The sequence below is a fragment of the Ruegeria sp. HKCCE3926 genome (assembly GCF_017872515.1).
Classification (GTDB): Bacteria; Pseudomonadota; Alphaproteobacteria; order Rhodobacterales; family Rhodobacteraceae; genus Ruegeria.
Map to the genome: position 1 here is coordinate 287720 of NZ_JAEDOU010000003.1, position 22351 is coordinate 310070.

At 58.7% G+C, this 22351-nt stretch carries 21 protein-coding genes; 7 read left to right on the forward strand and 14 right to left on the reverse strand.

Annotation, left to right across the window (positions count from 1 at the left end):
- The first annotated feature begins 35 nt into the window (after positions 1–35).
- From I9184_RS11345 to I9184_RS11355, 3 genes are read left to right on the forward strand one after another with little or no spacing between them, the layout of a single operon-like run.
- On the forward strand, positions 36–695 hold the full coding sequence (locus tag I9184_RS11345; RefSeq protein ID WP_152459622.1) for a Tim44/TimA family putative adaptor protein: 660 nt from the start codon (positions 36–38) through the stop codon (positions 693–695).
- The gene (locus I9184_RS11350) at positions 692–1732 is read left to right on the forward strand and encodes a murein transglycosylase A (RefSeq protein WP_209834385.1); all 1041 of its coding nucleotides are present in this window, start codon (positions 692–694) and stop codon (positions 1730–1732) included. The genes I9184_RS11345 and I9184_RS11350 overlap by 4 nt, the downstream gene beginning before the upstream one ends.
- Entirely contained in the window at positions 1732–2319 is a 588-nt protein-coding gene (locus I9184_RS11355; RefSeq protein ID WP_171723997.1) for a Smr/MutS family protein, read from the forward strand. Before I9184_RS11350 ends, I9184_RS11355 begins: the two co-directional genes overlap by 1 nt.
- On the opposite strand, the gene I9184_RS11360 is transcribed toward I9184_RS11355, so the two are convergent.
- The 3 genes from I9184_RS11360 to hslU all read right to left on the reverse strand — a co-directional run bounded on the left by I9184_RS11360 (position 2316) and on the right by hslU (position 6039).
- Positions 2316–3536: an MFS transporter gene (locus tag I9184_RS11360; protein WP_209834387.1), complete on the reverse strand. Its 1221-nt coding sequence runs from the start codon at positions 3534–3536 to the stop codon at positions 2316–2318. The genes I9184_RS11355 and I9184_RS11360 overlap by 4 nt on opposite strands.
- Positions 3533–4663 (reverse strand): alpha/beta fold hydrolase, encoded by a 1131-nt coding sequence (locus I9184_RS11365; protein ID WP_348539527.1) that lies wholly within the window; start codon positions 4661–4663, stop codon positions 3533–3535. Before I9184_RS11365 ends, I9184_RS11360 begins: the two co-directional genes overlap by 4 nt.
- A gap of 68 nt (positions 4664–4731) precedes the next feature.
- Positions 4732–6039 (reverse strand): ATP-dependent protease ATPase subunit HslU, encoded by a 1308-nt coding sequence (hslU, locus tag I9184_RS11370; RefSeq protein ID WP_171723995.1) that lies wholly within the window; start codon positions 6037–6039, stop codon positions 4732–4734.
- 199 nt (positions 6040–6238) lie between these two features.
- Between hslU and I9184_RS11375 the strand changes: the two genes are divergently transcribed.
- Entirely contained in the window at positions 6239–6640 is a 402-nt protein-coding gene (locus I9184_RS11375; protein WP_209834389.1) for a DM13 domain-containing protein, read from the forward strand.
- Between the two features lie 106 nt (positions 6641–6746).
- Entirely contained in the window at positions 6747–7988 is a 1242-nt protein-coding gene (locus I9184_RS11380) for an MFS transporter (RefSeq protein ID WP_209834391.1), read from the forward strand.
- On the opposite strand, the gene hslV is transcribed toward I9184_RS11380, so the two are convergent.
- On the reverse strand, positions 7980–8537 hold the full coding sequence (gene hslV, locus I9184_RS11385) for an ATP-dependent protease subunit HslV (protein ID WP_171635337.1): 558 nt from the start codon (positions 8535–8537) through the stop codon (positions 7980–7982). The two genes, I9184_RS11380 and hslV, sit on opposite strands and share 9 nt — an antisense overlap.
- A 197-nt stretch (positions 8538–8734) precedes the next feature.
- Between hslV and I9184_RS11390 the strand changes: the two genes are divergently transcribed.
- Complete coding sequence (locus I9184_RS11390) at positions 8735–8929, forward strand: DUF1127 domain-containing protein (protein WP_152459629.1); 195 nt, start codon at positions 8735–8737, stop codon at positions 8927–8929.
- A gap of 60 nt (positions 8930–8989) precedes the next feature.
- On the opposite strand, the gene I9184_RS11395 is transcribed toward I9184_RS11390, so the two are convergent.
- The 10 genes from I9184_RS11395 to I9184_RS11440 form a co-directional block, all read right to left on the reverse strand.
- Entirely contained in the window at positions 8990–9352 is a 363-nt protein-coding gene (locus tag I9184_RS11395; RefSeq protein ID WP_171723992.1) for a Lin0512 family protein, read from the reverse strand.
- Positions 9349–9699: a Lin0512 family protein gene (locus I9184_RS11400; protein WP_171171547.1), complete on the reverse strand. Its 351-nt coding sequence runs from the start codon at positions 9697–9699 to the stop codon at positions 9349–9351. Before I9184_RS11400 ends, I9184_RS11395 begins: the two co-directional genes overlap by 4 nt.
- A 74-nt stretch (positions 9700–9773) precedes the next feature.
- Positions 9774–10145, reverse strand: a complete 372-nt coding sequence (gene trxA / locus I9184_RS11405) for a thioredoxin (RefSeq protein ID WP_348539528.1) — start codon at positions 10143–10145, stop codon at positions 9774–9776.
- 9 nt (positions 10146–10154) lie between these two features.
- Complete coding sequence (addA, locus tag I9184_RS11410; RefSeq protein ID WP_209834393.1) at positions 10155–13511, reverse strand: double-strand break repair helicase AddA; 3357 nt, start codon at positions 13509–13511, stop codon at positions 10155–10157.
- Positions 13508–16432 (reverse strand): double-strand break repair protein AddB, encoded by a 2925-nt coding sequence (gene addB, locus I9184_RS11415; protein WP_209834395.1) that lies wholly within the window; start codon positions 16430–16432, stop codon positions 13508–13510. Before addB ends, addA begins: the two co-directional genes overlap by 4 nt.
- Entirely contained in the window at positions 16425–17111 is a 687-nt protein-coding gene (locus tag I9184_RS11420) for a nucleotidyltransferase family protein (RefSeq protein ID WP_209834397.1), read from the reverse strand. The genes addB and I9184_RS11420 overlap by 8 nt, the downstream gene beginning before the upstream one ends.
- Positions 17108–18112, reverse strand: a complete 1005-nt coding sequence (locus I9184_RS11425) for a phosphotransferase (RefSeq protein WP_171723987.1) — start codon at positions 18110–18112, stop codon at positions 17108–17110. The genes I9184_RS11420 and I9184_RS11425 overlap by 4 nt, the downstream gene beginning before the upstream one ends.
- Positions 18109–18582, reverse strand: a complete 474-nt coding sequence (tsaE, locus tag I9184_RS11430) for a tRNA (adenosine(37)-N6)-threonylcarbamoyltransferase complex ATPase subunit type 1 TsaE (RefSeq protein WP_171723986.1) — start codon at positions 18580–18582, stop codon at positions 18109–18111. The genes I9184_RS11425 and tsaE overlap by 4 nt, the downstream gene beginning before the upstream one ends.
- 41 nt (positions 18583–18623) lie before the next feature.
- Positions 18624–20132 (reverse strand): PAS-domain containing protein, encoded by a 1509-nt coding sequence (locus I9184_RS11435; protein ID WP_209834398.1) that lies wholly within the window; start codon positions 20130–20132, stop codon positions 18624–18626.
- A gap of 66 nt (positions 20133–20198) precedes the next feature.
- On the reverse strand, positions 20199–21596 hold the full coding sequence (locus I9184_RS11440) for a sensor histidine kinase RegB (protein ID WP_171635312.1): 1398 nt from the start codon (positions 21594–21596) through the stop codon (positions 20199–20201).
- Between the two features lie 90 nt (positions 21597–21686).
- Here I9184_RS11440 and I9184_RS11445 point away from each other — a divergent pair, with 90 nt between their 5' ends.
- A complete protein-coding gene (locus tag I9184_RS11445; protein ID WP_209834400.1) occupies positions 21687–22313 on the forward strand; it encodes an SCO family protein in 627 nt (208 codons plus the stop codon).
- Positions 22314–22351: the final 38 nt, after the last annotated feature.

The window sequence follows — 22351 nt, forward strand, 5'->3', positions numbered from 1 at the left end:
CGTATACAAAGCCGCGGTTCTGAAAAGAGGATGAAATGAACGAACCCATGATCCAGTTGCTGGTCCTGGCCGGAATTGCCGTTTTCCTGATCCTGCGCCTCAAGAGCGTGTTGGGCACGCGTGAAGGTTTTGAGAAACCGCCTGTGCAGCAGCAGCCCGAAGCGCATAAGTCGCGCCGCGATTTCGAAGTGATCGAAGGCGGCCCGGATCATGACATCACAGACCATGTCCCGGAAGACAGCGAGCTGGCACAGACTCTGGCGGCGATGAAACGCGTTGAACCCGGTTTTTCCGTCACCGAGTTTGTTCAGGGTGCCCGCGGTGCCTATGAAATGATTGTGATGGGGTTTGAGAAGGGCAACCTGGACGAGATCCAGCCATTCCTGTCGGAAGAAGTTTTTGAATCCTTCGTTGCGGGCGTCGCCGCACGAGAAGATCAGGGCCTGACGATCGAGGCCGAGTTCATCGGTGTCCGAGAGACGACCCTGACGGATGTGAAATTCGACAAGGATACCAATCAGGCCGAGATCACCATGAAATTCGTGGGTGAACTGACTTCGGTCGTGCGGGATCGCGGTGGCGATATCGTCGAAGGCAGCCCCAACACCGTGAAACGCCAAAAGGACAGCTGGACCTTTGCCCGTGTGATGGGCAAGGACGATCCGAACTGGCTGCTTGTTGCCACGGACGCATGATTGCCACGCTCCGGTCGCTTTTACTGGTGGGTGCATTGACCACTGCCAGCGCTGCCGGGGCCGAGGCAACGCGATCCATTCTGTCGTTCGATGATCTGCGTGGCTGGGCCGAGGATGACCACGGTGCAGCCCTGTCCGTTTTTCTGAACACCTGCGGGGATCTGAAGGATCCCGATTGGCGGGCCCTGTGCGGTGTGGCAAGAACCTATGATGCCGAAGCGGCACGGTCGTTTTTTGAGCTCTTTTTTCGCCCTGTTCTGGTCGAGGATGGTGAGGATTCCCTGTTCACGGGGTATTTCGAACCCGAACTTGATGGTGCGCGTACCCGGACGGATCGTTTCAAATACCCCATCTACAAGATGCCGCCCGAGGCCCGCGCTGAGGGGCCCTGGCTGAGCCGACGAGAAATCCTGACCAGTGATGTCATGCAGAGCCGCGGGCTTGAGATTGCCTGGGTCGATGACCCCGTAGAGTTGTTTTTTCTGCAAATCCAGGGTTCGGGCCGCGTTCGATTGCCGGATGGCGGCGCTTTGCGCGTCGGGTATGGCGGTGCGAACGGGCATCCCTACAGGTCAATTGGCGTGGAACTGGTGCGGCGCGGCATTCTTGGCGCGCATGAGGTCAGCGCGCAGATGATCCGCGCCTGGGTGCGCAAGAACCCCGAGGCCGGCGCGGAACTGCTTCTCCACAACCCATCATACGTGTTTTTCCGCGAAGTTTCACGTGTCGCGCCCGAGCTTGGGCCGTTGGGCGCCATGAACCGATCTGTCACCACGATGCGCAGCATTGCGGTTGACCCGGCCTATACCCCGTTGGGCGCGCCGGTTTGGGTGGAAAAAGACGGCAAGAAACCGATCCGCCGCCTGATGATCGCGCAGGATACAGGTGCGGCCATCAAAGGCGCGCAGCGGGCCGATATCTTTTTCGGAACGGGGGACGAAGCCGGTCATGCCGCGGGTAAGCTGAAGGATCCGGGTCGGATGGTGCTGTTGCTGCCCATCCAGCGTGCCTATGCCCTGTTGCCGGATGAATTCTGATGACCCGGCGCAAACTGACAAGCGAAGAGATCGAGCTGTGGCGCAAGGTCGCCAAACAGGCCGAGAGGCTGCACCCCGAGATTCCGCAGACGATCCATCCGACCTCTTTGCCGAAACCCAAGCCCAAGAAAACGCCGAAACCCCGTTTTCAGGCATTCGAACTTGGACAGGCCCATCAGTCGAAACCGAAACCGAACGACCTGAAGCCTTCGGTGACGGATGCGTTGCGCAATGCACCGGTTCAGATGGACAACAAGGCCTTTGGCCGGATGAAGCGCGGCAAGCTGAAACCCGAAGGCAAGCTGGATCTGCACGGTATGCGGGTGGCTTCGGCCCACCCGGCGCTGATCCGATTCATCCTGAGCGCGCAAGCACAGGGTAAGCGTCTGGTTCTGGTCGTGACCGGCAAAGGCAAGGATCGGGACGAGCCCGGTCCGATTCCGACGCCGCGCGGTGTTCTGCGAAATCAGGTTCCTCATTGGTTGTCGATCCCACCGCTGGCCCAGGCGGTGATGCAGGTCACGCCGGCTCATATAAGCCACGGTGGTGACGGGGCGTATTACGTGTATCTCAGGCGCGTGCGTTAAAGGTCGCGACGGGCGCGGGAAATACCGACCCAAACAAGGCTGCATACCAGCACGAAGAACAGGCCAATCCAGAAAAACTGAATGCTCAGCGGGATACCAAGGTCAATCAGAACGCCGGTCAGACCGGGACCGATGGCTGACCCCAGTACCATGACGGCCGCAGCCAACGCCTTGATGGCCCCTATATGCCGGGTCCCATAGAATTCTGCCCAGAACGCGCTGGGCAACGTGCTGTTCGCTCCGACCGTCAGGCCAAGAAACACCAACCCGATCGTCGCGCCGCTGATTGATTCAGTCATGCTCAGAACCACAAAGCCAACCGCCATCGGAAGCTGATAGAATGGCATGATGCGCGCAGTGCCCCACTTGTCCAATGCCCAGCCCGCAGCAAACATCGACAGCAGTGATACTCCGGTAAAGACCGGGAACAGAGCGACCAGTTGGATATGCTGCCAGCCTTTGACCTCGGCGAAATAGACCTGATGGAAGAAAAACGCGGTGATGAATGCCGATGGCGCAAGCACGGCGGGCACCATGAACCAGAACAAGGGGTCAAACAGCGCGTCGCGACGGCTCCAGTGGCGACCCTGCATCCCAATGGCAGAGGATTCGCTGGCAAGGCTTTGCGGTGTTCGTTCCTCGCGCAACAGCCGCAACAGAACGGGAATTCCCAAGGCGGTCATCCCCGCCGCGACGACCCACAGCCAACGCCAGTCCAGGTAAACCATGGCCGCAACAAAGATCAGGGGCAGCAGGGCCTCACCGATGGCATAGCCGATGGATGCAATGGAAAGCGCCTTGCCCCGCGTGACCGTAAACCACCGCGCCATGGCGACCACGGCCAGATGTGTGCTCATCCCCTGACCCAGCAGGCGCAGCAGAAAAATCACCAATGGCAACAGGAGCAGCCAGGTATTCAGCGCCATGGCAAGGGCGGCTAGGGCCAACCCAGCCAGAACCGCCGGACCCAGCACCCGGACGCGAAGGATATCCGTCAGCCCTCCGGCCCAGATCATCACGATGGCCGACAGGGTTGTGCCCAATGTGTATAGCCCGCCCCACGCACCGTGGCCGAGGCCGAATTCCGCGCGGATTTCACCGGCAAAGATCGAGATGAAGAATGTTTGCCCGAAGCTGGATAAAAACGTCAGAAGAACGCCGGCGCCAAGCCAGGTGGCATTGTCCAGAAGATACCGACGCAGCTTGAACCGCGTCACGGAGTGGTAACCTGTGCCTGCCCGGTTTCCGTCAGAACAATTTCAGTGGCTCCGTCTGGATTGCGCTCGCTAGGTGGTACCAGAATATCAATGGCTGGTCGGTCTTCCCGCCCGAAGGTATTGTTGACCCGCCGCAATGAGTTGAGGATCGACAACAAAGCCGGAGAGGTCGCGGCAACGAAATGCGAGGATGCGGCATCACTGTTGAAAGCAGTCGTGTCGATCACGCTGATCGGGAATTCCTCGAGCGAGTCAACCGAACTGATGTTCCCCAACCGCTGGCCCTCATCCGTGCCACGCAAGCGGCCCGAGATGTTCAGAATCTTGTCCTTTTGGGACACCATTACGATGAACGGATCGGGGGGGTTGTCGATACGTTTCATCTGCGATCGAAACAGATCAAGATCAAGATCAGGCGAGATCAGAACGACCCCTTCGATGTTTCGCTTGGCCCAGCCGGGTTTCTGCAATTCGGTTTGCCGTATCATCTCCATCGTCAACGCACCGCCCATGGAATGTGCGACCAGAATAACGCGTTTGACACCCATGGCTTTCAGTTCGCGGATGGTCTGTTCCAACCCGTCGCGGGCGAACAGCATACTGTCCAGATCATAGGCATATCCATAGCCCGTCGCGCGGCTGGGCCAGGAATACACCAGCGTTGATCCGGGGAGGCCGATGTCATGTGTCAGCTGCGCCGCGCGGAAGATCGTTTCGGTCTGGGTCGAATTGTAGCCGTGCACAAAGATCGTGACATCATCCTGTCCTCGCAGGTGTTTGCGCAGCCCCTGCGGTCCATCCAACTCGGTTACGTCCGCCAGAACGAATTCTTTCCGCGGATTCGGGTTCGCGTAGGAGAAGCGGAGCGTACCCGGCGTATGCGTGGGTGGGATAGAAACCGTCGTTTCCAGAAACCTGAGCGTTTCACCGCGTCGGAATCCATAGGAGCCATCGGCCTCACGCGCGCGGGTCGTGCTTGCGAAGATGGTTTCAGGTGTTCCGATGTTCACGGCACCGGGCACGACCTCGGACACCGTCCGGTCGACACAGGCGCTGAGCGAAAGGCATATGAACAGAATGACGAAATATCGCAGCACGGGCCAGACCTCGGGGTGACTTGTGCACACGCTATCCTATTCCTGCGCGACGTCCAGCATGGCAAGACCAAAACAACGGCAAAAAACGGCTGGCCGTGTTACAAAACGTAACGGCTCAGATCAGAGGACTTGGTCAATTCACCAAGATTGTCGCTGACGAACTGTGCATCAACGGTGATCTCTGAACCGGCTTTGTCCGGTGCAGCGAAGGACAGTTCTTCGAAAACCCGCTCCATGACCGTGTAAAGCCGCCGCGCGCCGATGTTTTCGATGCTCTGGTTCACGTCAGCTGCAATCTTCGCCAATGCCGCGATGCCGTCCTCGGTAAAACTGACGGTCACGTCTTCGGTGCCCATCAACGCCGTGTATTGCAAGGTCAGGGCATTGTCGGTTTCGGTCAGGATGCGCACGAAGTCTTCTTCGGTCAGGGCGCGCAGTTCGACACGGATCGGCAGGCGCCCCTGCAATTCCGGCAACAGATCCGACGGTTTGGCGATGTGAAACGCACCCGAGGCGATGAACAGGATATGGTCGGTTTTGACCGGACCGTGCTTGGTGCTGACGGTGGTTCCCTCGATCAAGGGCAGAAGGTCGCGCTGCACGCCTTCCCGGCTGACATCGCCGCCGCGTGCGTCAGAGCGGGCGCAAACCTTGTCGATCTCATCCAGAAATACGATGCCATTCTGTTCGACGGAGTCCAGCGCGGTGCGGGTGACGGTTTCATCATCTAGCAGCTTGTCGGCCTCTTCCCCGATCAGCGCATCATAGCTTTCGGCGACGGTCATGCGTTTCTTGACGGTCCGTCCGCCAAAGGCCTTGCCGAAGATGTCGCCCAGATTCATCATGCCCATCTGACCACCCGGCTGCCCCGGAATGTCGAACATCGGCATCGGGTTCGTGGTGTCGGACAGTTCCAGCTCGATCACCGTGTCGTCCAGTTCGCCGGCTTTCAGCTTTTTGCGGAACATCTCGCGCGTGCCTTCGCGCGCATCCGCGCCAGCAATGGCTTCGATCACGCGGTCTTCGGCGGCCTGATGCGCTTTGGCCTTGACGTCTTCGCGCATGAACTCGCGGGTTTGCAGGATGGCCGCATCCGCCAGATCGCGCACGATCTGTTCTACGTCTCGGCCGACATATCCGACTTCGGTGAACTTGGTGGCCTCGACCTTGATAAACGGCGCGCGGGCCAGTTTGGCCAGACGGCGGCTGATTTCGGTCTTGCCGACGCCGGTAGGGCCGATCATCAGGATGTTCTTGGGATATACTTCCTCCCGGATGTCGTCCGGCAATTGCTTGCGGCGCCAGCGATTGCGCAGGGCGACGGCAACGGCACGCTTGGCGTCCTTCTGCCCGATGATGAAGCGATCCAGTTCCGAGACAATCTCGCGCGGGGTCAGGTCGGTCATGTTTAATTCTATCCGTTTGTTTCGCAACGGAACCTAATCATAAGACACGAAAACACAAGCTGATCACGGAAAACTCACACCAACTCACACGTAGCACACGGAAATTGGCGGCGATGTGAATCGTCACGGAACGGTGTGTGCCCCATAGTCTTGCGTGACGGGCAGGTCGCCCGCGACATTCATATGGAGATACCTTATCATGATGACTCGTCGTTCGCTTTTTGCGAAAGCTGCCGCCACGGGCGCTGCTCTTGCTTTGGTTGGCACCCGGGCTGCTTTGGCCGGAGGTGCCAAAAAGAAAGGCACGTTTGAAGGCAGGTCGAACCACATCACCAGCGGATCGGTGAAGCTGGTCAAGGACGGCGAGCGTTACATCGTCGAGTTGGGCGATGATTTCTCGCTGGACGGCGGCCCTGACCCACGGGTGGCCTTCGGGAAAGATGGGACCTATGCGCCCGACACCAAGCTGGGCGCGCTGTTGAACTTGACCGGCAGCCAATCCTATGCCGTTCCGCCGACCATGGATGTTTCTGGCTACAATGAGGTGTACATCTGGTGCGAGGTCGCGGGTGTGCCGCTGGGTGTTGCGTCGCTGAAGTAATTCTTTCGGTCAGCGGCCGGGTCCTCCGGTTGCTGACGCACCGTTAGGTAACAAAGTCGTCGTCTGTTACACTTGTCCCAAGGCATTGGAGCCGGGGACGAATTTAATGACGAGAATTGCCAAGATTACCCTTCTGTTTGTGGTGTTTGTGGATCTGATCGGACAGGGGCTGGTCTTTCCCATCATCAACTCGCTGATCATGGAAACGAAATCCGGGTTTCTGCCCGAAAACACGCCCGAGGGGCGCAGGCATTTCTATTACGGCCTCGTGATCGGGTGCTTTTTCCTGTCGTGGTTTTTGGGCGTTGTCTATGTCTCGAAAGTATCGGATTCGATCGGGCGCAAGAACGCTTTGCTGGTGTGCCTGGGCGGTGCTCTGGCCGGCTATGCCCTGACCATTGCCGCGCTTTATCTCAACAACCTTCTTCTGCTGATCGTCGGGCGTTCGATCACCGGATTCACTGCGGGCAACCAACCCATTGCGCAAGCGGCGATGATCGACGGCAGTACCGACGCGACAGACCGGGACCGGAACATGGGCTATATCGTGACGGGCGTCAGCTTTGGTCTTGTGGGCGGGCCGATCATCGGCGCGGTCTTGTCTGACACCGCCCTGCTGGGCGGCTTCGCCACGCTGAGAACGCCCTTTTACGGCGCATTTGTTCTTGTGCTGATTGCAATTTTTCTGGTCCTGTTTTTCTTCCAGGATACCCGAACGGATCGCGCGCCCTTTGTTTTCCGTCCCCGTGACATAACAGACAGCCTGATGGCGGTGCGTGGTCATCCGATGGTGTTGAAGATCCTGCCGGTCTATTCGTTCTTCATGATCGCCAATGTCACCTTCTACGTCTTTGTCGACAATTTCCTGACCAGCGCCTTCGGATACGGAGTCATCGGCGGCAGCGTGGCGATGGTCGTCATCGGTGTGGCGCTGGCCTTCTCCAGCACGTTTTTGGTGAAACCCGCGCAGGAGAAATTCAGCAAACATGCGATAATCCGCACATCGCTCATCGTCATGGTGATTTGCGGCTTCGCGTTCGCCTTCAGCCCAAGCGGCGTGTTCAGTTATGTGCCGGTCTTTTTCTTCTATTTCCTGTTCGGAATCGCCTACCCCACCATGCTTGGGCTGTTCTCTTCCAGCGTCAGCGAAGCGGATCAGGGCTGGGTCATGGGTGTGACCACTGCCGTGTTCTGCCTTGCGGGCGGGATCATGTCGCTGATCGGGGGCGGATTGATGAGCATCGATATCCGCGTGCCCTATTACATCGTCATCATCGCAGCGATCATTGGCCTGATCGGCATGCATCGCCGCTGGAAAGGCAAGGAGATCTCGGCGCTGTTAGCCTGAGATCGTCTCAACCGTCAGCTTGCCATTGGTATAGACACAGATATCGGCCGCGATGGCCATTGCCTGACGCGCGACCTCTTCCGCCGACTTGTCACTGTCCATCATCGCGCGGGCAGCGGCCAGGGCAAAATTGCCCCCGGATCCGATGGCAGCCACGTTGTGTTCAGGTTCCAGTACGTCACCCGCCCCGGTGATCACGAACATGTCCTTGCCGTCCGTGACGATCAGCATCGCTTCGAGCTTTTGCAGGTATTTGTCGGTGCGCCAGTCTTTGGCCAATTCCACAGAAGCACGGGCAAGTTGGCCCGGTGTCGCCTCGAGCTTGGCCTCCAGCCGTTCCAGCAACGTGAAGGCGTCGGCCGTCGACCCGGCAAAGCCGGCGACAACCTCGGACCCTCCGGGAGACAGGCGACGCACCTTGCGGGCCGTGCCCTTGATCACGGTTTGACCAAGGCTGACCTGCCCATCACCGGCTATAACGATCTGACCGTCTTTCTTGACGCCAATGATCGTTGTGCCGTGCCAACCGGGAAAGTCGTTGTCTGCCATGATCGTCTCCGTTTTCGCTGGCGGTATATATGGGCTGGGTCGCAGGTTGGCGCAACCCGTTCTTCAGTTGCTTAAAAGATATGCAAAAAACGCATTCCGGGGTTACCGGACCAGCAATTGTGAGTCCGGGCATGCAGGACTACATGAGGCTCACAACCGACAACGGGTCGGCTGTTTCTTCACAAAGGACCGCGCACATGGCAACCACAGCTAACATTCATGCGCCGCTCGGAGCAGCTACCATCCTGCACGTAGTGGACGCGTTCACCAATGTCGTCAACACCGTTGTCGAATGGAAAGAATCCCGCAAAACCCGCAAACTCCTGTCGGAACTCAGCGACGCCCAGCTTGACGATATCGGCCTGAGCCGCGCAGACATCGCCGATCTCTGATGTTCCCGCAGATCGCCATTTCATGACAGCCGCACGGATTTCCGAGCGGCTTTTTCTTTTTTAGCCCTGAACGTATTTTCCGGAAAGATCAGGCAGAAAAGCCTCGATCGCCGCAGTTGCTACCACGTGCCGCGTTCCCGCTTCTTCGTCGACAACGTCAAGCCCACCTTTGACTGCGCGAACCTCGGCCCTGCCCCGCGGCAGATCCGCGGCAACCAGATCGCAATCCACCTGTTCAGGATCCTGCACGCCGATCGTGACGCTGACGCGCATTTCGGAATGGTCGATCCCCAGTTTTGAAAACAACGTGATAGATGAATGGTGCAAAGCGTCCTGCACCGCGCGGCGGGCTGCCTTGGTATAGTCCCGGCCATACAGGTCGTTACCTGTTCCCATCTCCAGAATGATGCGTTTTTCGCTCATTGCGCGGGCTCCATGTCGAAGGAAACGATCAGGGCGGCGTTGGCAATGACCGTGTGCCCATCACTGTGGGGCTTTGCGATGTCCAGCCCGCCTTTGGTGACAGTGATATTCGGATGACCATAGGGAAAGACAGCTTTCAACGCTTCGGTGTCCACCTGATCCGGCTGCTGAACCCCAATTTCGGCATCAATGATCATCGCCTCTTTCGGAAACCCGAACAATTCCGCCATGTTGACCGAGTTGTGCCAAAGCGCATCCTTGATCGCCCGCAGTGACGCCTGGGTATAGTCCATCCGGCGCAGGGATGTGCCCATCCCGAATTCCACAAGGACCCGCGTTTTTGCCATTGGTGTCTCCGATGTCTTCAATAGAAAAGGCGCCCCGATCAGAGGCGCCTTCGAGATAATCTGTTAGGACCAGATCAGATGGATTCGTCGATCCAGCTTTGCAGGGCGGCTTTGGGCGCCGCGCCCGCGCGGTTGGAAACGACCTGACCGTCCTTGAAGATGAACAGCGCGGGGATGCCACGCACACCCATGGCGGCGGCAGAGTTCGGGTTGCTGTCCACATCGACCTTGGCGATTTTGACCTTGTCGCCATACTCGGCCGCCAGCTCTTCCAGCGCGGGGCCGATTTGCTTGCAGGGGCCGCACCATTCGGCCCAGAAATCCACGACCACGGGAACGGTCGAATTCTTGACTTCGGCGTCAAAGGTGTCGTCGGTTACGGCTACGGTCGACATATTCTGTCTCCTGAATGGGGTAAACTTGGGAACAGAACGTATGTGCCGCATCGGGTAAGGTCAAGATATCCGGGTGCGGGCCAAAGCATCTGTCACAAGATCGTGTGGCAACCACATCAGCCGCGCCGTGCGGGTCCACAGAATGGCGGTACGAATGCTGCGATCCGGATAGATCTGCGCCAGCGCCTGCGCGTATGCCCCCATCTGTCGCAACAGGCCTTCGGGGCAGTCTTCCGCGCGGTCTGGAACGGTGGCATTTGATTTGAAATCAATCACATGCACTTCCGATTCCGATAGGATTAGACGGTCAACAACCCCATGCATCCGCTGCCCGTTCAGAGCGGCTGTAATGGGCACTTCGGCCAACGTGTCAGGCGCGAAGACGGGCTGCAAACCTTCCGCTATCAGCACAGTTACGGCTTCGCTCAATATCTCTTGCCGGTCCGTTTCGTGCATATCGGGCAGCAACCGCGCGCAAAGCTCTGGCCAAAGGTCTTTCTCGGCGACGGGAAGGTGTTCCAGCAACAGGTGCAGGCGGGTTCCGCGCAGTTTGGCCGCATCTTCATCCAGGCCGGCATCGCCGGGCAACGCTTTAGGGCCACCCAGATCCGAAGGGCTGAGCGTGACGGCAGGCGCAACCGGATCCGGTGCCGGATGTTGGAACATGTCCGGCAATTCGACCTGCTGAACGACAGTGTTCGGTTGATCGATCAAGGGCAGCGCGTCCCAATCCCCGTGGGACAGACGGCGGATATCGGTACCCGGCACCTGAGCGGCCCCGGCCCGATCCATCGCCGCCTCGACCATCTGATACCAGCTGTTGCCGTCTTTCCCCAAATCACCTGCCGCCGCCACGATCAGCCACTTTTCCGCCCGTGTCAGAGCCACATATAGCAGCCGAAGCCGTTCGTTTTCCTCACGGCTGCGCGCCTCTTCCCGCGCCTGCGAGATCAGGTTTGGTGATGCGTCCGCCGACACTTTCCACAGGGGTGTTCCGCCGGCCAGCATGATCTCTGCGTCACGCGGAGGCTGGCGCTTGCCGGTATCCGGCAGGATGACGATCGGCGCCTCCAACCCTTTTGAACCATGAACGGTCATCACCCGGATTCTGTTGCCGACGCCGCTCATCTGTCGTTTGATCTCCAGATCGTCGGTCTGCATCCAGACCAGAAATCCCGTTAGGCTGGGGATATCCGTTCGCTCATAGGCCAGCGCCTGCGACAACAGCGCGTTGATACCGTCTTCGGCTTCCGCCCCCAACCGCCCCAACAGCTTGCGCCGTCCGTCATGGCGGGTCAGGATACGTTCGATCAGATCATAGGGGCGCAGAAAGTCGATCTGGCTGCGCAGATCATTCAGCACAGACAGTGTTTCCGGAAACTCTTCCGCGCGGTTGCGCAGTGCGGCCCAAAGGAACTGTTCCTTCCGACGGTGCGCCAGATCGAAAAGCTGCTGTTCGGACCATCCGAACAAGGGGGACTTGAGAACCGTCGCCAGAGACAGGCTATCTTCGGGCGTGGCCAGAAAGCTGAGCAGGGCCGCAAGATCCTTGACCGCCAGTTCAGCGCCCACTTTCAGCCGATCTGCTCCGGCGATGGGCAGGTGCAGCGCCTTGCAGGCACGGATGATCTCGGCAAACAGGTCCGAGCGGCGTTGCACGAGGATCAGAAAATCCCCCGGCTGCACTTTTCGACGAACGAATTGGCCGGATTTGCCATCTTCCGGGATCGTCTCGCCCCGTTCGATCATGTCTTTGATCGACTGTGCAACTTTCTCGGCCAGAATGACGGTGTGATGCCGTGCGCCCGGACGATCGACCGGATCGGTCCAATCCCCGTCTTCGGCATCCGCAACTTTTTCGACAACGGGCCAAAGATCAACACGACCCGGCAGATCGGCCTTGAAAGCACGGTGCTGACTGTCCTTGTGAAACCCCGCATCAGAGCGGTTATCAAACAGGATATCGACCACGGTCAGGATCGCGCTGGAGGATCGAAACGAGTATTCCAACGTCGAATCCCACAGTTTAGAGCCTGATTCAGACAGTTTCCGGCCAAACTCATCCTGCATTCTGTCAAAGGCCTGTGGATCGGCGCCCTGAAAGGAATAGATCGATTGTTTCTTGTCGCCGACGACGAAGATCGTGCGCTCGACCCCGGATCGGGCCCCTTCCCCGCTGGTGAATTCCTGTGCCAGTTTCTCGATCACGTCCCATTGATCAGGGCTGGTGTCCTGCGCTTCGTCCACAAGAATATGATCGATGCCACCGTCCAGTCGGTACAGCACCCATTCGGCCACTGCCGGATCGTTCAACACCTGTCGCGCGCGCAGGATCAGGTCGTCGAAATCCAGCCAGCCGCGCAACTGCTTGCGCCGTTCATATTCCGGCAGGAAGGCTGCGGCAAAGCGGTGCAGAACCGCGGTTTTCTGCGCCGCGACCAGCGCCAGACGTTGTTCACGCGCGGTTTCGATCCGCTGCATGAAGGCCTCGATCTGCGGCATCCGGTCGGCCAACACACCTTCGCGCAGGGGTTTGGTGGGAAAAGCGTTGAGTTTGGCCGTGAAGGGTTCCTTTGCGCCCTTCCCTGTCAGAAACACGCTTTCCAACATGGGTAGATGTATCAATCTGGCTTCGTTGAATGCGGCCAGTTTTGCAGCGGCCTTGGCATTGTTGCCTCCGCTTTCGGTCAAAGCGGGCAGTATGGACTGGATGAGTTCGACTTCGACACCAAGAAAAACCCGGGCAAGCAGCGCTGTTTCGTCAAAACCGGCGGGCAGACCGAAGCGTTGCAGCAGATCGGACCATTCGAGCGGCTGCGCAAAAAGACTGCGTTTTTGCGTGATCGCAGCGGTCAGTTTATCAAACCCCGTGTCCGTGACGAACCGGGCCACATCTCCAATCAACCCGGCCTGCGGGCCTGCGGCTAAATCCTCGACAATTTCCTCTTGCAGCAAGGCTGCTGCGCGGTCTTCCATTTCGGTGAACTGCGGGCTAACGCCAGCCTCCAGCGGAAAGCGTCGCAACAATGACGCGCAGAACGAGTGGATGGTCTGGATTTTCAGACCACCCGGCGTTTCGATGGCGCGGGCAAACAGGGTGCGTGCTTGCGCCAACCGGTCCGAGCCGATTTCGCCGGGTACACCCAGGTCGGTCAGCTCCTCCAACAAGGGGGTATCATCCAGCATGGCCCATTCGCCAAGGCGCTTGAACAACCTGTTCTGCATCTCGCTGGCGGCGGCCTTGGTGTAGGTCAGGCACAGAATGTGCTGAGGCTGGACCCCGCCCAGCAGCAGACGCGCCACACGGTCGGTCAGAACCCGGGTTTTGCCGGACCCGGCGTTGGCCGCCAGCCAGGTCGAGGCATCGGGGCGCGCGGCCTGTACCTGCCGTTCGGTTGCGTCGTTGCGCGGGCTCATGTCAGATCCTCGGGGTATGTTTCCGATGTCCGGTCCCATTCGCCGAACCGCGCCAGGTGATCATAATCACCCATATCCGTATCCTTGTGCAGCATGCGCCGGGACGAAAACCCCTGATCAGGCTCTAAATAGGCGGAAATCAACTCTTTCAGTTCGGCAAGAACCTTGTCGGTCGGTTCTTTCGCCAGGGGCGCCGCAACCTCCTTATAGCTGCCACCCATACCGATGAAGATGGCTTCGGCCACGCTTGTCGGGTCAAGACCCTCAATCCCGCCCTGCTCGGCCATGGCCGCCTCGATCAGCAACTGCTTGTCAAATTTGGATTGCTGGCTTTCCGTCGGTGGTGCGCCGGTTTTATAGTCGATGATGCGCAACGCGCCCCGGCTGTTGCAATCGATTCTGTCCGCGCGCCCGACAATGGTGAAATCCAGGGGGCGCAGCGCCAGTTTCATCACCGCCTCAAACGCGACGGGGCCACCATCCTTCCGGCGCGCGAGCTCTGCCCCGAGGAAATCATCCGCGATCCGCTCAAGCCGGGCCAACCACAGTTTACGGGCCGTCGGCCAGGCGACGTGTTGATCCAACAGAGCATGCGCCCGTTTCAGGAAATTGTCCCGCGTCAGCAAAGCGCTGTCGAGGACGCTGTCCTTGATGAAATGCTCGAGGATTTCGTGAATCACAATGCCTCTCAGCAAAGCATCGGGGGCCTGTACAAGCGGATCTAGCGGTTTCAGCCGAAGCACATGTTTGGCGTATATCGCGTATGGATCGCGGATCAGCCTCTTTATCTCGGTCACAGACAGACGGCGCGGACGTGCGGCGGCCGGTGGGCGCGGAGAAGGACGCGGTGCGGGGTCGATCGGCGGCGCATCTTCCAGTGCCTTGGACCAGTTCAACCATTTTTCGCCGTGAGCGCGCATTTTGGCCAGAGCTTCGGGGCCACCCTGACCCGGCAAACCCTGCAAAAGGTTGGTCAGTCGGTTCAGCCAGCGCGACGGAACCGTCTCGGCATCATCCGAGCGGATCGCGCGGGTCAACCATACTTCGGGTGCGCCGATGGCCTGCTGGAAGTCATGCGCAGACAGGCCGATCCGGCGTTCGGGCAGCAACAAGCCGGCTTTGTCACGCATCTGCCGGTTCAACCAGGGATCGGGCGTTGGCGCCTCTGGCCAACTTCCTTCATTCAACCCGCCAAGGATCAGCAGGTCGGCGCCCTGCACCCGTGCCTCGAGCGTGCCCCAGATCATGATGTGCGGATGCGGCGCATCCCGGTCACGAACCTCTTCACCCGCAAGCAGAGCACCCAGCAGATCGGCAAAGTCATGGGCCGTCATCAGGCCGCCATGCTGCGCCTCTGCACTGAGAGAACTCAGCACCTCCAGCGCCTTTTGGCCTGCGTTTTTGTCCCACAGAGTACCTGTTTCACCCGTGCTGCCGGCCGAGATCGCCTCGGCCAGTGTCATCAAACGCTCCACCCAGTCTGCGAGGTGTAGTTCACTGGTGATCTGCTGTTCGCAGAAATGCTGCACGACCCATTTCACCCAGCTTTCCTGGGCCTCTTTACGCACCGCAAAAGCCGCAAGGCTTGCACTGTCAGGAAAGGGCGGGCCGTGACGGCGCAAGTCAAGTTCCAGGTCACGCGTGTGCAGCAAATGAATTCCGCGGTCACCGCCATCATGACATAGCGGATGCTTCAAAAGGGTCAGCAGCGCCTCGCCTTCCAGACGGCGTGTGAACAGGTTGGCCACATGGCGCAGAAAACGTCCCGGCGGGGAAAGTTGTAGCGGCAGGCCCGCACTGTCGTCCGGCACGATGTTCCACCGATCCAGCGCGGCGCTGACCTGGCGGGTCAACATGCGATCCGGCGTGATCAGAGCGGCGGTCTGTCCTGTTTCCGCCGCTTGCCGCAGGCGCAGGGCGATGGCCAATGCCTCGGCGCGAGGCGATTGAGCCTCGACCAGCGTCAGGCCGTCGGTTGCGCCTTTTATATCGGACAGTCCGGGGCCTTCGGTCATCCAGGTGTCAGTGACGGGCGCCGGACGTAAAGATAGTGATATCAAGCGGTTACGCGAGGGTGAGGGGGCCGATAAGTCCGTCCATGGGGTGATCTGACCCGGTGCAAGTTCCAGCGCGCGCATCAACTTGCGGAAACGGTATTGTGGGTGATCTTCAGACGTCAACGCATCATCCAACCCCTGCCAAACGTGATCCGGCTGGTCGAAATCAAATCCGGGCAGCACCAATGCCCCTTGCGGCAGGCGCGCGATGGCTTCCATCAACATCAGGGTGGTGCCACGGGACCCGGTAGAGCCCGCCAGAATGACCGGGTGTTGCGGGGGGGCAATCTGCCATCGCGTGATCAGGTTTTCGACCACGCGGCGCTGGCGGGCCTGTGCATCCATCGTCTGCCTGCTGGTGTCGATGAATTTATCCGCGATGCCGATAAAGGCTTGTGCCCGCGACCAGTGTCCGGACATGTCGCTGACGTCCAGCTGCCGGATCGCTTCGGGCGATACGCCTTCGCCCTGCATTTCGTCAATCAGCGCGGCCAGACTGTCGGACAGGTCAAAGATCGATGACCGGGCGGCAAGGTCCGGCTGTTGCTCCAGCAGTTTGGACACAAGCTGAGTCAACTCAAGACGCCGCCGCAGAGGCGGGATAGCAGGCGGGATCCGCGCCAGATCAACCCTTTCACCCAAGTCCGTCACCAACGAGAGACGGGGCAGAAGGCAAGGTGGCCCCTGATTGAACAGATCGCGGACGCGCCGTTCCATGCGTCGTGTGTTCAGCACCAACTCTACCCGCGCCAAAGCGTCGGGCGGGCCCGAACAGCGCTGCCGCAGGCCATCGACCAATGCCTTGGGGAAATCCGTGCCGGGAGGCACGGCAAATACACGGGGTAAGGTGCCGGATTCAAACATCAGCCAGCAAACCCTCGGCCAGCGCGATGCCTTCCGGACGACCTACATCGCACCAGCGTCCCGGGTATTCGACCGCAAAAAGCCGACCTTGATCAAGCATCTGGTTCCAGAGCAGGTTGAGTGAAAACGCAGTTTGCGAGAACGAATGCAAACCCTGGGCCCTGAGGATCTGGGCCCCGCCGTAAACCAGACCAGGACCGCGCGTGATCCGTCCATCTTTTCCAGCGGTGAAATCACCCGATCCAATATGACCAACGGTTCGCGCAACTGGAACACACATCAGCAGCGCATCCATACGACCCGGGTCCCAGGCGTGCTGCAACAGGGTCAAAGGGTTTGGTCCGGACCAGATCGCGTCCGTGTTCAACGTGAATACGGGGTCGGTGCCCAGCATCGGCAAAGCTGCCCGCAATCCGCCACCTGTTTCCAGAATTTCAGGGTCTTCCCGAGACAGCAGAACGCCCTTGGGGCCGAGATGCGCCGCGAGTTGATCAGCGTGATAATGCAGGTTGGCAACGGTACGGACGGGATCAAGATCTTCGACAAGACGCAGCGCATGATCAATCAGTGGTCGCCCCGCCACTTCGATCAATGGCTTGGGCCGGTCTTTGGTCAGCGCGCCCATACGGGTGCCGAACCCGGCTGCGAACAGCATTACGGCAAATGGCGATCCGGTCATTGCGTTCTCAACTTGGCCAGGTTTTCCGGTGTGGGTCTGGGCAAAGCTTCGTGCAGCAGGGACGCCACCGAAACCAGGGCAGGGTGATCCAGATCGCGCATCAGATGTGCCCAGACGGCCGGGATCATGTCCACATAGTGAGGCTTGCCATATTCCGTCGCCAGACGTGCGAAGACGCCAAGGATACGCAGGTTTCTCTGGGCCCCCAAAACACTGTAGGCCGTGCGGAATTCATGGTCGTCCATACCTGACGCAGAGATATAGTGGTTGATCATCTGCATTTCGATCCCGGCCGAGACATCTCGGCGTACATCCTGTAGTAGAGACACCAGATCGTAGGCCGGGTGCCCCAGCATGGCCAACTGAAAGTCCAGCAACCCGACGCGCTTCACGCCTTCGCGCTGCGGCAGCCACAACAGGTTTTCTGCGTGATAATCCCTGAGAATGACCACTTTCGAACCGGATGTTTCACGATGCAGGATATCCGCGAACCGGTGCTCGAACCGGGACAGGGCGTCTTCATCACATATTCCCAGGATACCGGCCGCATACTTGGTGAAAGCCAATGCCGCCAGTTCCGTCATCAGGGACGGATCATAAGACGGCAATGCAAGAGAAGGCGCCCGATGCAGGTGGAGCAGCACGTCGGTGGCGGCGCGGTACAATTCGCGCTCTTTGCCCGGGTCTTTTTTCAGGACGCGCGCAAAAAGGTCATCACCCAGATCTTCCAGCAACAGAAAACCGTACTGGGCATCTTCGGCGTAGATTTCCGGCGCGCTCAGACCAACCGATCGGAGGTATTCGGCGACCCGCACAAAGGGTTCAACATTATCACTTTTTTCAGGTGGCGCGTCCATCAAAACCGCAGTGCGCCCGTTAGTTGGATCAATCAGCCGTTCGTATTGCCGGTTCGAGGCATCGCCTGCCAGTGGCGTACGTGTTGCCCCGGCCCAGGGTGTTTGTGCAATCAGGGCCTCGGCCAGGACCGTCCTGTTGGTCATGCAGTTCTCTCCAGTTTTTCCGCCCATTTCGGAGCAGTCCAAGACAGGGTCACACAGCGGAAATCGATATTGTTAGGGTCTGTTTCAAAGGTCAACGTCAACGCGCCTTGGGGCGCCAACGGGCCCAGCTTGTCCGGCCATTCCACAAGGCAGATTGCGGTATCGAAAGCGTCCGTCAGGCCCAGTTCGTCAACTTCTTCGGCCGCGCTCAGACGATACAGGTCGCAATGCCATATTTCCCCTGATGGCGTGTCGTAAGCCTGGACCAAAGTGAAAGTTGGCGAGGGCACATCTTCGGGTTCTGCCATCAATGACTGAATGAGGTTGCGCGCGAAATGCGTCTTGCCGCTGCCGATCGGGCCCTCCAGCAGAACAACATCGCCCGGGCGCAGTGATGTTCCCAGTTGGCGTGCGAAAACTGCGGTTTCTTCGGGCGATTTGAAAGTCAGAGATCGGGCGGTCTGTGTCATGCCGCCACAATGGCCTTGCGCCTGACCGGCTGCAACCCGGTTCAGGCGCTGATCTGTTCCATCGCGGTGGATTTCGAGGGAAATTCGGATTGCGTAAACCGCACGATTGTCGCGCCGTTATGAACCGGTGTGACGGTGCAATCCACGGTTATGCCGGTTCTCATCTGGATTTCAGCTGTCCATTCGGCGCGGTTTTCCCGCATTTCGACAAAATCCCGCACCTCACCCAAAACCGGCGTCGCAATACAAAGGTCTTGCCAGCGTCGCGTGACATCGGTGACCGTTTCACTTTGGAACCCGACCTCGTGCGCGTCTCCCCACAGCTTTTGATACGCATAGTTGGTGAAGGCCAGCGTACCGTCATCTGCAAAGACGGCAATCGCGTCCGCCAGTTTGTCCAGGATGGACTGCATCAGATCCATTTCTGATCGAAAGCGCCGCGTCAGGGTGATTTCGGCGGTGATATCCTCGAATAGAAACGCCACTGCGCCGTCCGGGTGAGGGCGGCCGCTGACGGAATAGACCGATCCGGATGGCAGCGACCACGTCTCGTGGTAGTTTCCATCTTCAGCCGCTTCGAGAAGGTCGTTCATCTGACGCCGCCAGCTGCGGTAATTCTTCGGTTCGGGCATCATGTGTTGATCCCGCAAGCGGTCGAAGAAACTGCTCAGGCTGGGGCGGCAACTGAGGAAATCGGGCGGCAACGTGGTCAGATCGATCAGGGCCGGGTTGAACAGGGCCAGTTGCCGATTGCGGTCAAAAATGGCGAGACCAATGGACAATTGGGCAAAGGTCTTGGTCATGGTCTGCACGAATTTGCGCTGGGCGGTTTCCGCCTCGACAATCGCGTTGACGTCAACGGCATAGCATAGATGACCGTTCTCGTGTTCGATCCGAGTCAAATCGAACCAAAGCTTGCGATCAGTATCTGCAACATCCACCGACACGCGGGTTTTTCCGGTAGGTCTTGTGGCATCCTCCGGGCTTTCAAAAAGCGGCGCAGTCAGATCGGCGTCCTGATCACGCGCCTTTTGAACAAGTGCGACATAGGCGGCATTGCACCATTGCACCCGATTGTCGTTATCCGCCAACCATACAGGGTAAGGGGCCAGATCCATTGCCAGACGAGTCGGTTCGCCTGGGGAAACCGATCCGGCCGAGGAGGTCCTGGCGCATTCGCAAAGTCGAACGCGGACGATACCGTCGATCCACTCACACACGACTTCTCGTTCAACCGTGCAGTCAATGGCCGATACCAAGATTTTGCCCTGATCGCGCACTTTGTCGGAAGTTTCGGGAAAGGTGGGGAAATCCCTTTGCAACAAGCGCCGCAGGTCCAGCCAGTTTTCAATATGCTCAAACCCGGCCAGTGCGAAATCAGAATGGCTGATCAGTTGGTTGCCATCGAAAAGGAATACGGCATCAAACAGCGAGGTGTTCGAAAACAAACCAAAAGCCTTGTCGCGCTGAGCCCGGCGTGGCAACAGCCACAGAACGGCGAAACAGCACGAAACAAGACTGATCGCGGCCAGAATAATCCAATCGGCCATCAAATTCCCCAAGCCTGAACGATACAAGGACAGACTATGCGTGGGATTGGTTAACGGTCTCTTAATTCACACCTGGATGCGCGTGTTGGATCCCGACGGGACCGGGGTGTCACCCTTCTGTGCATCGATCAGTTTGCGTGGCCAGGTCACCTTGACGATTGCCCCGCGCCGTTCAGGATTGTCGGTCAGATGCTGGTAGGGGTCCGAACCATTGGCGAATTCCAGTTCGGCGCCGCTGCGTTCCAGCAGGGTTTTGGCGATGAACAATCCCAGGCCCATCCCTTCGTATTCCGGGCGTGCTCTCTGATCGGATTCTGCCCGTCTTCGGCGCATAAACGGATCCCCGATGCGTCCGATCATGTGGGGCGGATATCCCCGCCCGTCATCCATGATGCTGACGGTGATCCTGCTGTCGGTCCATTCGGCCTCGACCCAGACATTTGCGCGGGCGAAATCCACGGCATTCTGAATCAGGTTGCGCAAACCGTGAATGATCTCGGGTTTGCGCAGGATCGAGGGCTGCTGAACATCCCCGTCCTGCGCGGGGCCTTCAGAGAAATGAACCTCTTTGCCGCGACCGACATGTGGTTCGGCCGCTTCGTTCACCACTGTCGAAAGCGGTGCCTGCCGCAGGTGCAGATCATCTTTGCCCGCCCGCCCCATGTCGCGCAGAATGTCACGGCAACGGTCTGCCTGCTCGCGGATCAAAGCGGCGTCATCTTTCAGGTCCGGACGGTCGTCCAGTTCTTCGATCAGTTCCGCGCTGGTCAGTTTTATCGTCGCCAGAGGCGTGCCCAGTTCATGCGCGGCAGCGGCGACGACGCCGCCCAGATCGGTCAGCTTCTGTTCGCGCGCCAGCGCCATATGCGTGGCGGCCAGCGCTTCGGACATGGATTGGACTTCGGAACTGACGCGGTGGGAATAGGCGCCGATGAAGACGATGGCGATGATGATCGCGGCCCAGTTTCCAAACAGAAGGATATCGGGGATATCCAGAACAAGCCCCAGACTTGTCCGCAACGGAAGGTGAAATTCCGCCAGCACAGTTGTCAGAACGATTGCGACGGCGCCGACAATCAGGGTTGATCGTGTGCTCATGACATTGGCTGAAATCGTAACCGGGCCCAGCAGAAGCAGCGCAAACGGATTGTTCAGCCCGCCGGTCAAATAGAGCAGAATTGACAATTGCAGCAGGTCGAACAGAACCATCAGGAAGTTTTCAAACTCGGTCAGGCGCTTGTTTTGCGGAAACAGCAATATGGCAGTCAGGTTGCCCATGACCGAGATTCCGATGGCCAGGTAGCACAGGCCCAGTTCCAGCTGCACGTCATAATATCGCTGGGCCACCGTGATTGCGGTGAGCTGGCCAATGATGGCCACCCATCGCAAAAGGATCAGGGTTCGCAGGCGAATCCAGCTGCTGCGTTCCTGGCCGCGCCAAAAAGTCTGATTGGATTCTGCCATCGGTCGCTTATGTCCTGTTGCATCGGCTGGTCATCTTGATAGGTGTCCCGGCCGGAACGATCAACAACCCCCTGAGACCGGATAATCGAAATGACCCGCCTTCTCGCAATTCTCGCAACTCTTGTTCTGGCTATCGGACTTGGGGCCATATGGATTCTGACACGGGGTGGCGGGTCCGATGACAAGTTCGCACAATGTCGGTCCAGCCAGATCGCCGGGGGTGCCGCCGCAATTGGTGGACCATTTGAACTGGTGAACGGTAAAGGCGAGACGGTTACGGACAAAGATGTGATTACCGAACCGACGCTGGTTTACTTCGGATACACGTTCTGCCCGGACGTTTGCCCGTTCGACATGTCCCGCAACGCCGAGGCTGTCGATATTCTGGCTGAACGCGGGCTGTCGGTGACACCTTTGTTCATCTCAATTGACCCGGATCGCGATACGCCCGAAGTCATGGCCGACTATGCTTTCAATCTCGGGGGCAAGACGATCGCCCTGACCGGCTCGCCCGAACAGGTCAAGGCGGCCAGCAAGGCCTACAAGACCTATTACAAAGCGCATGACAAAGGCGACGAATTCTATCTGGTTGACCATTCCACCTTTACGTATCTGGTTACACCCGAAAATGGATTTCTGGAGTTCTTCAAGCGCGAAGACACGGCCGAACAGATGGCGGACAAGGTTGCATGCTTCCTGGAACAGGCCGCGTCGTAACAAGGTTGTTTGACCTTTGTTCCCGCGCTGCTATTACT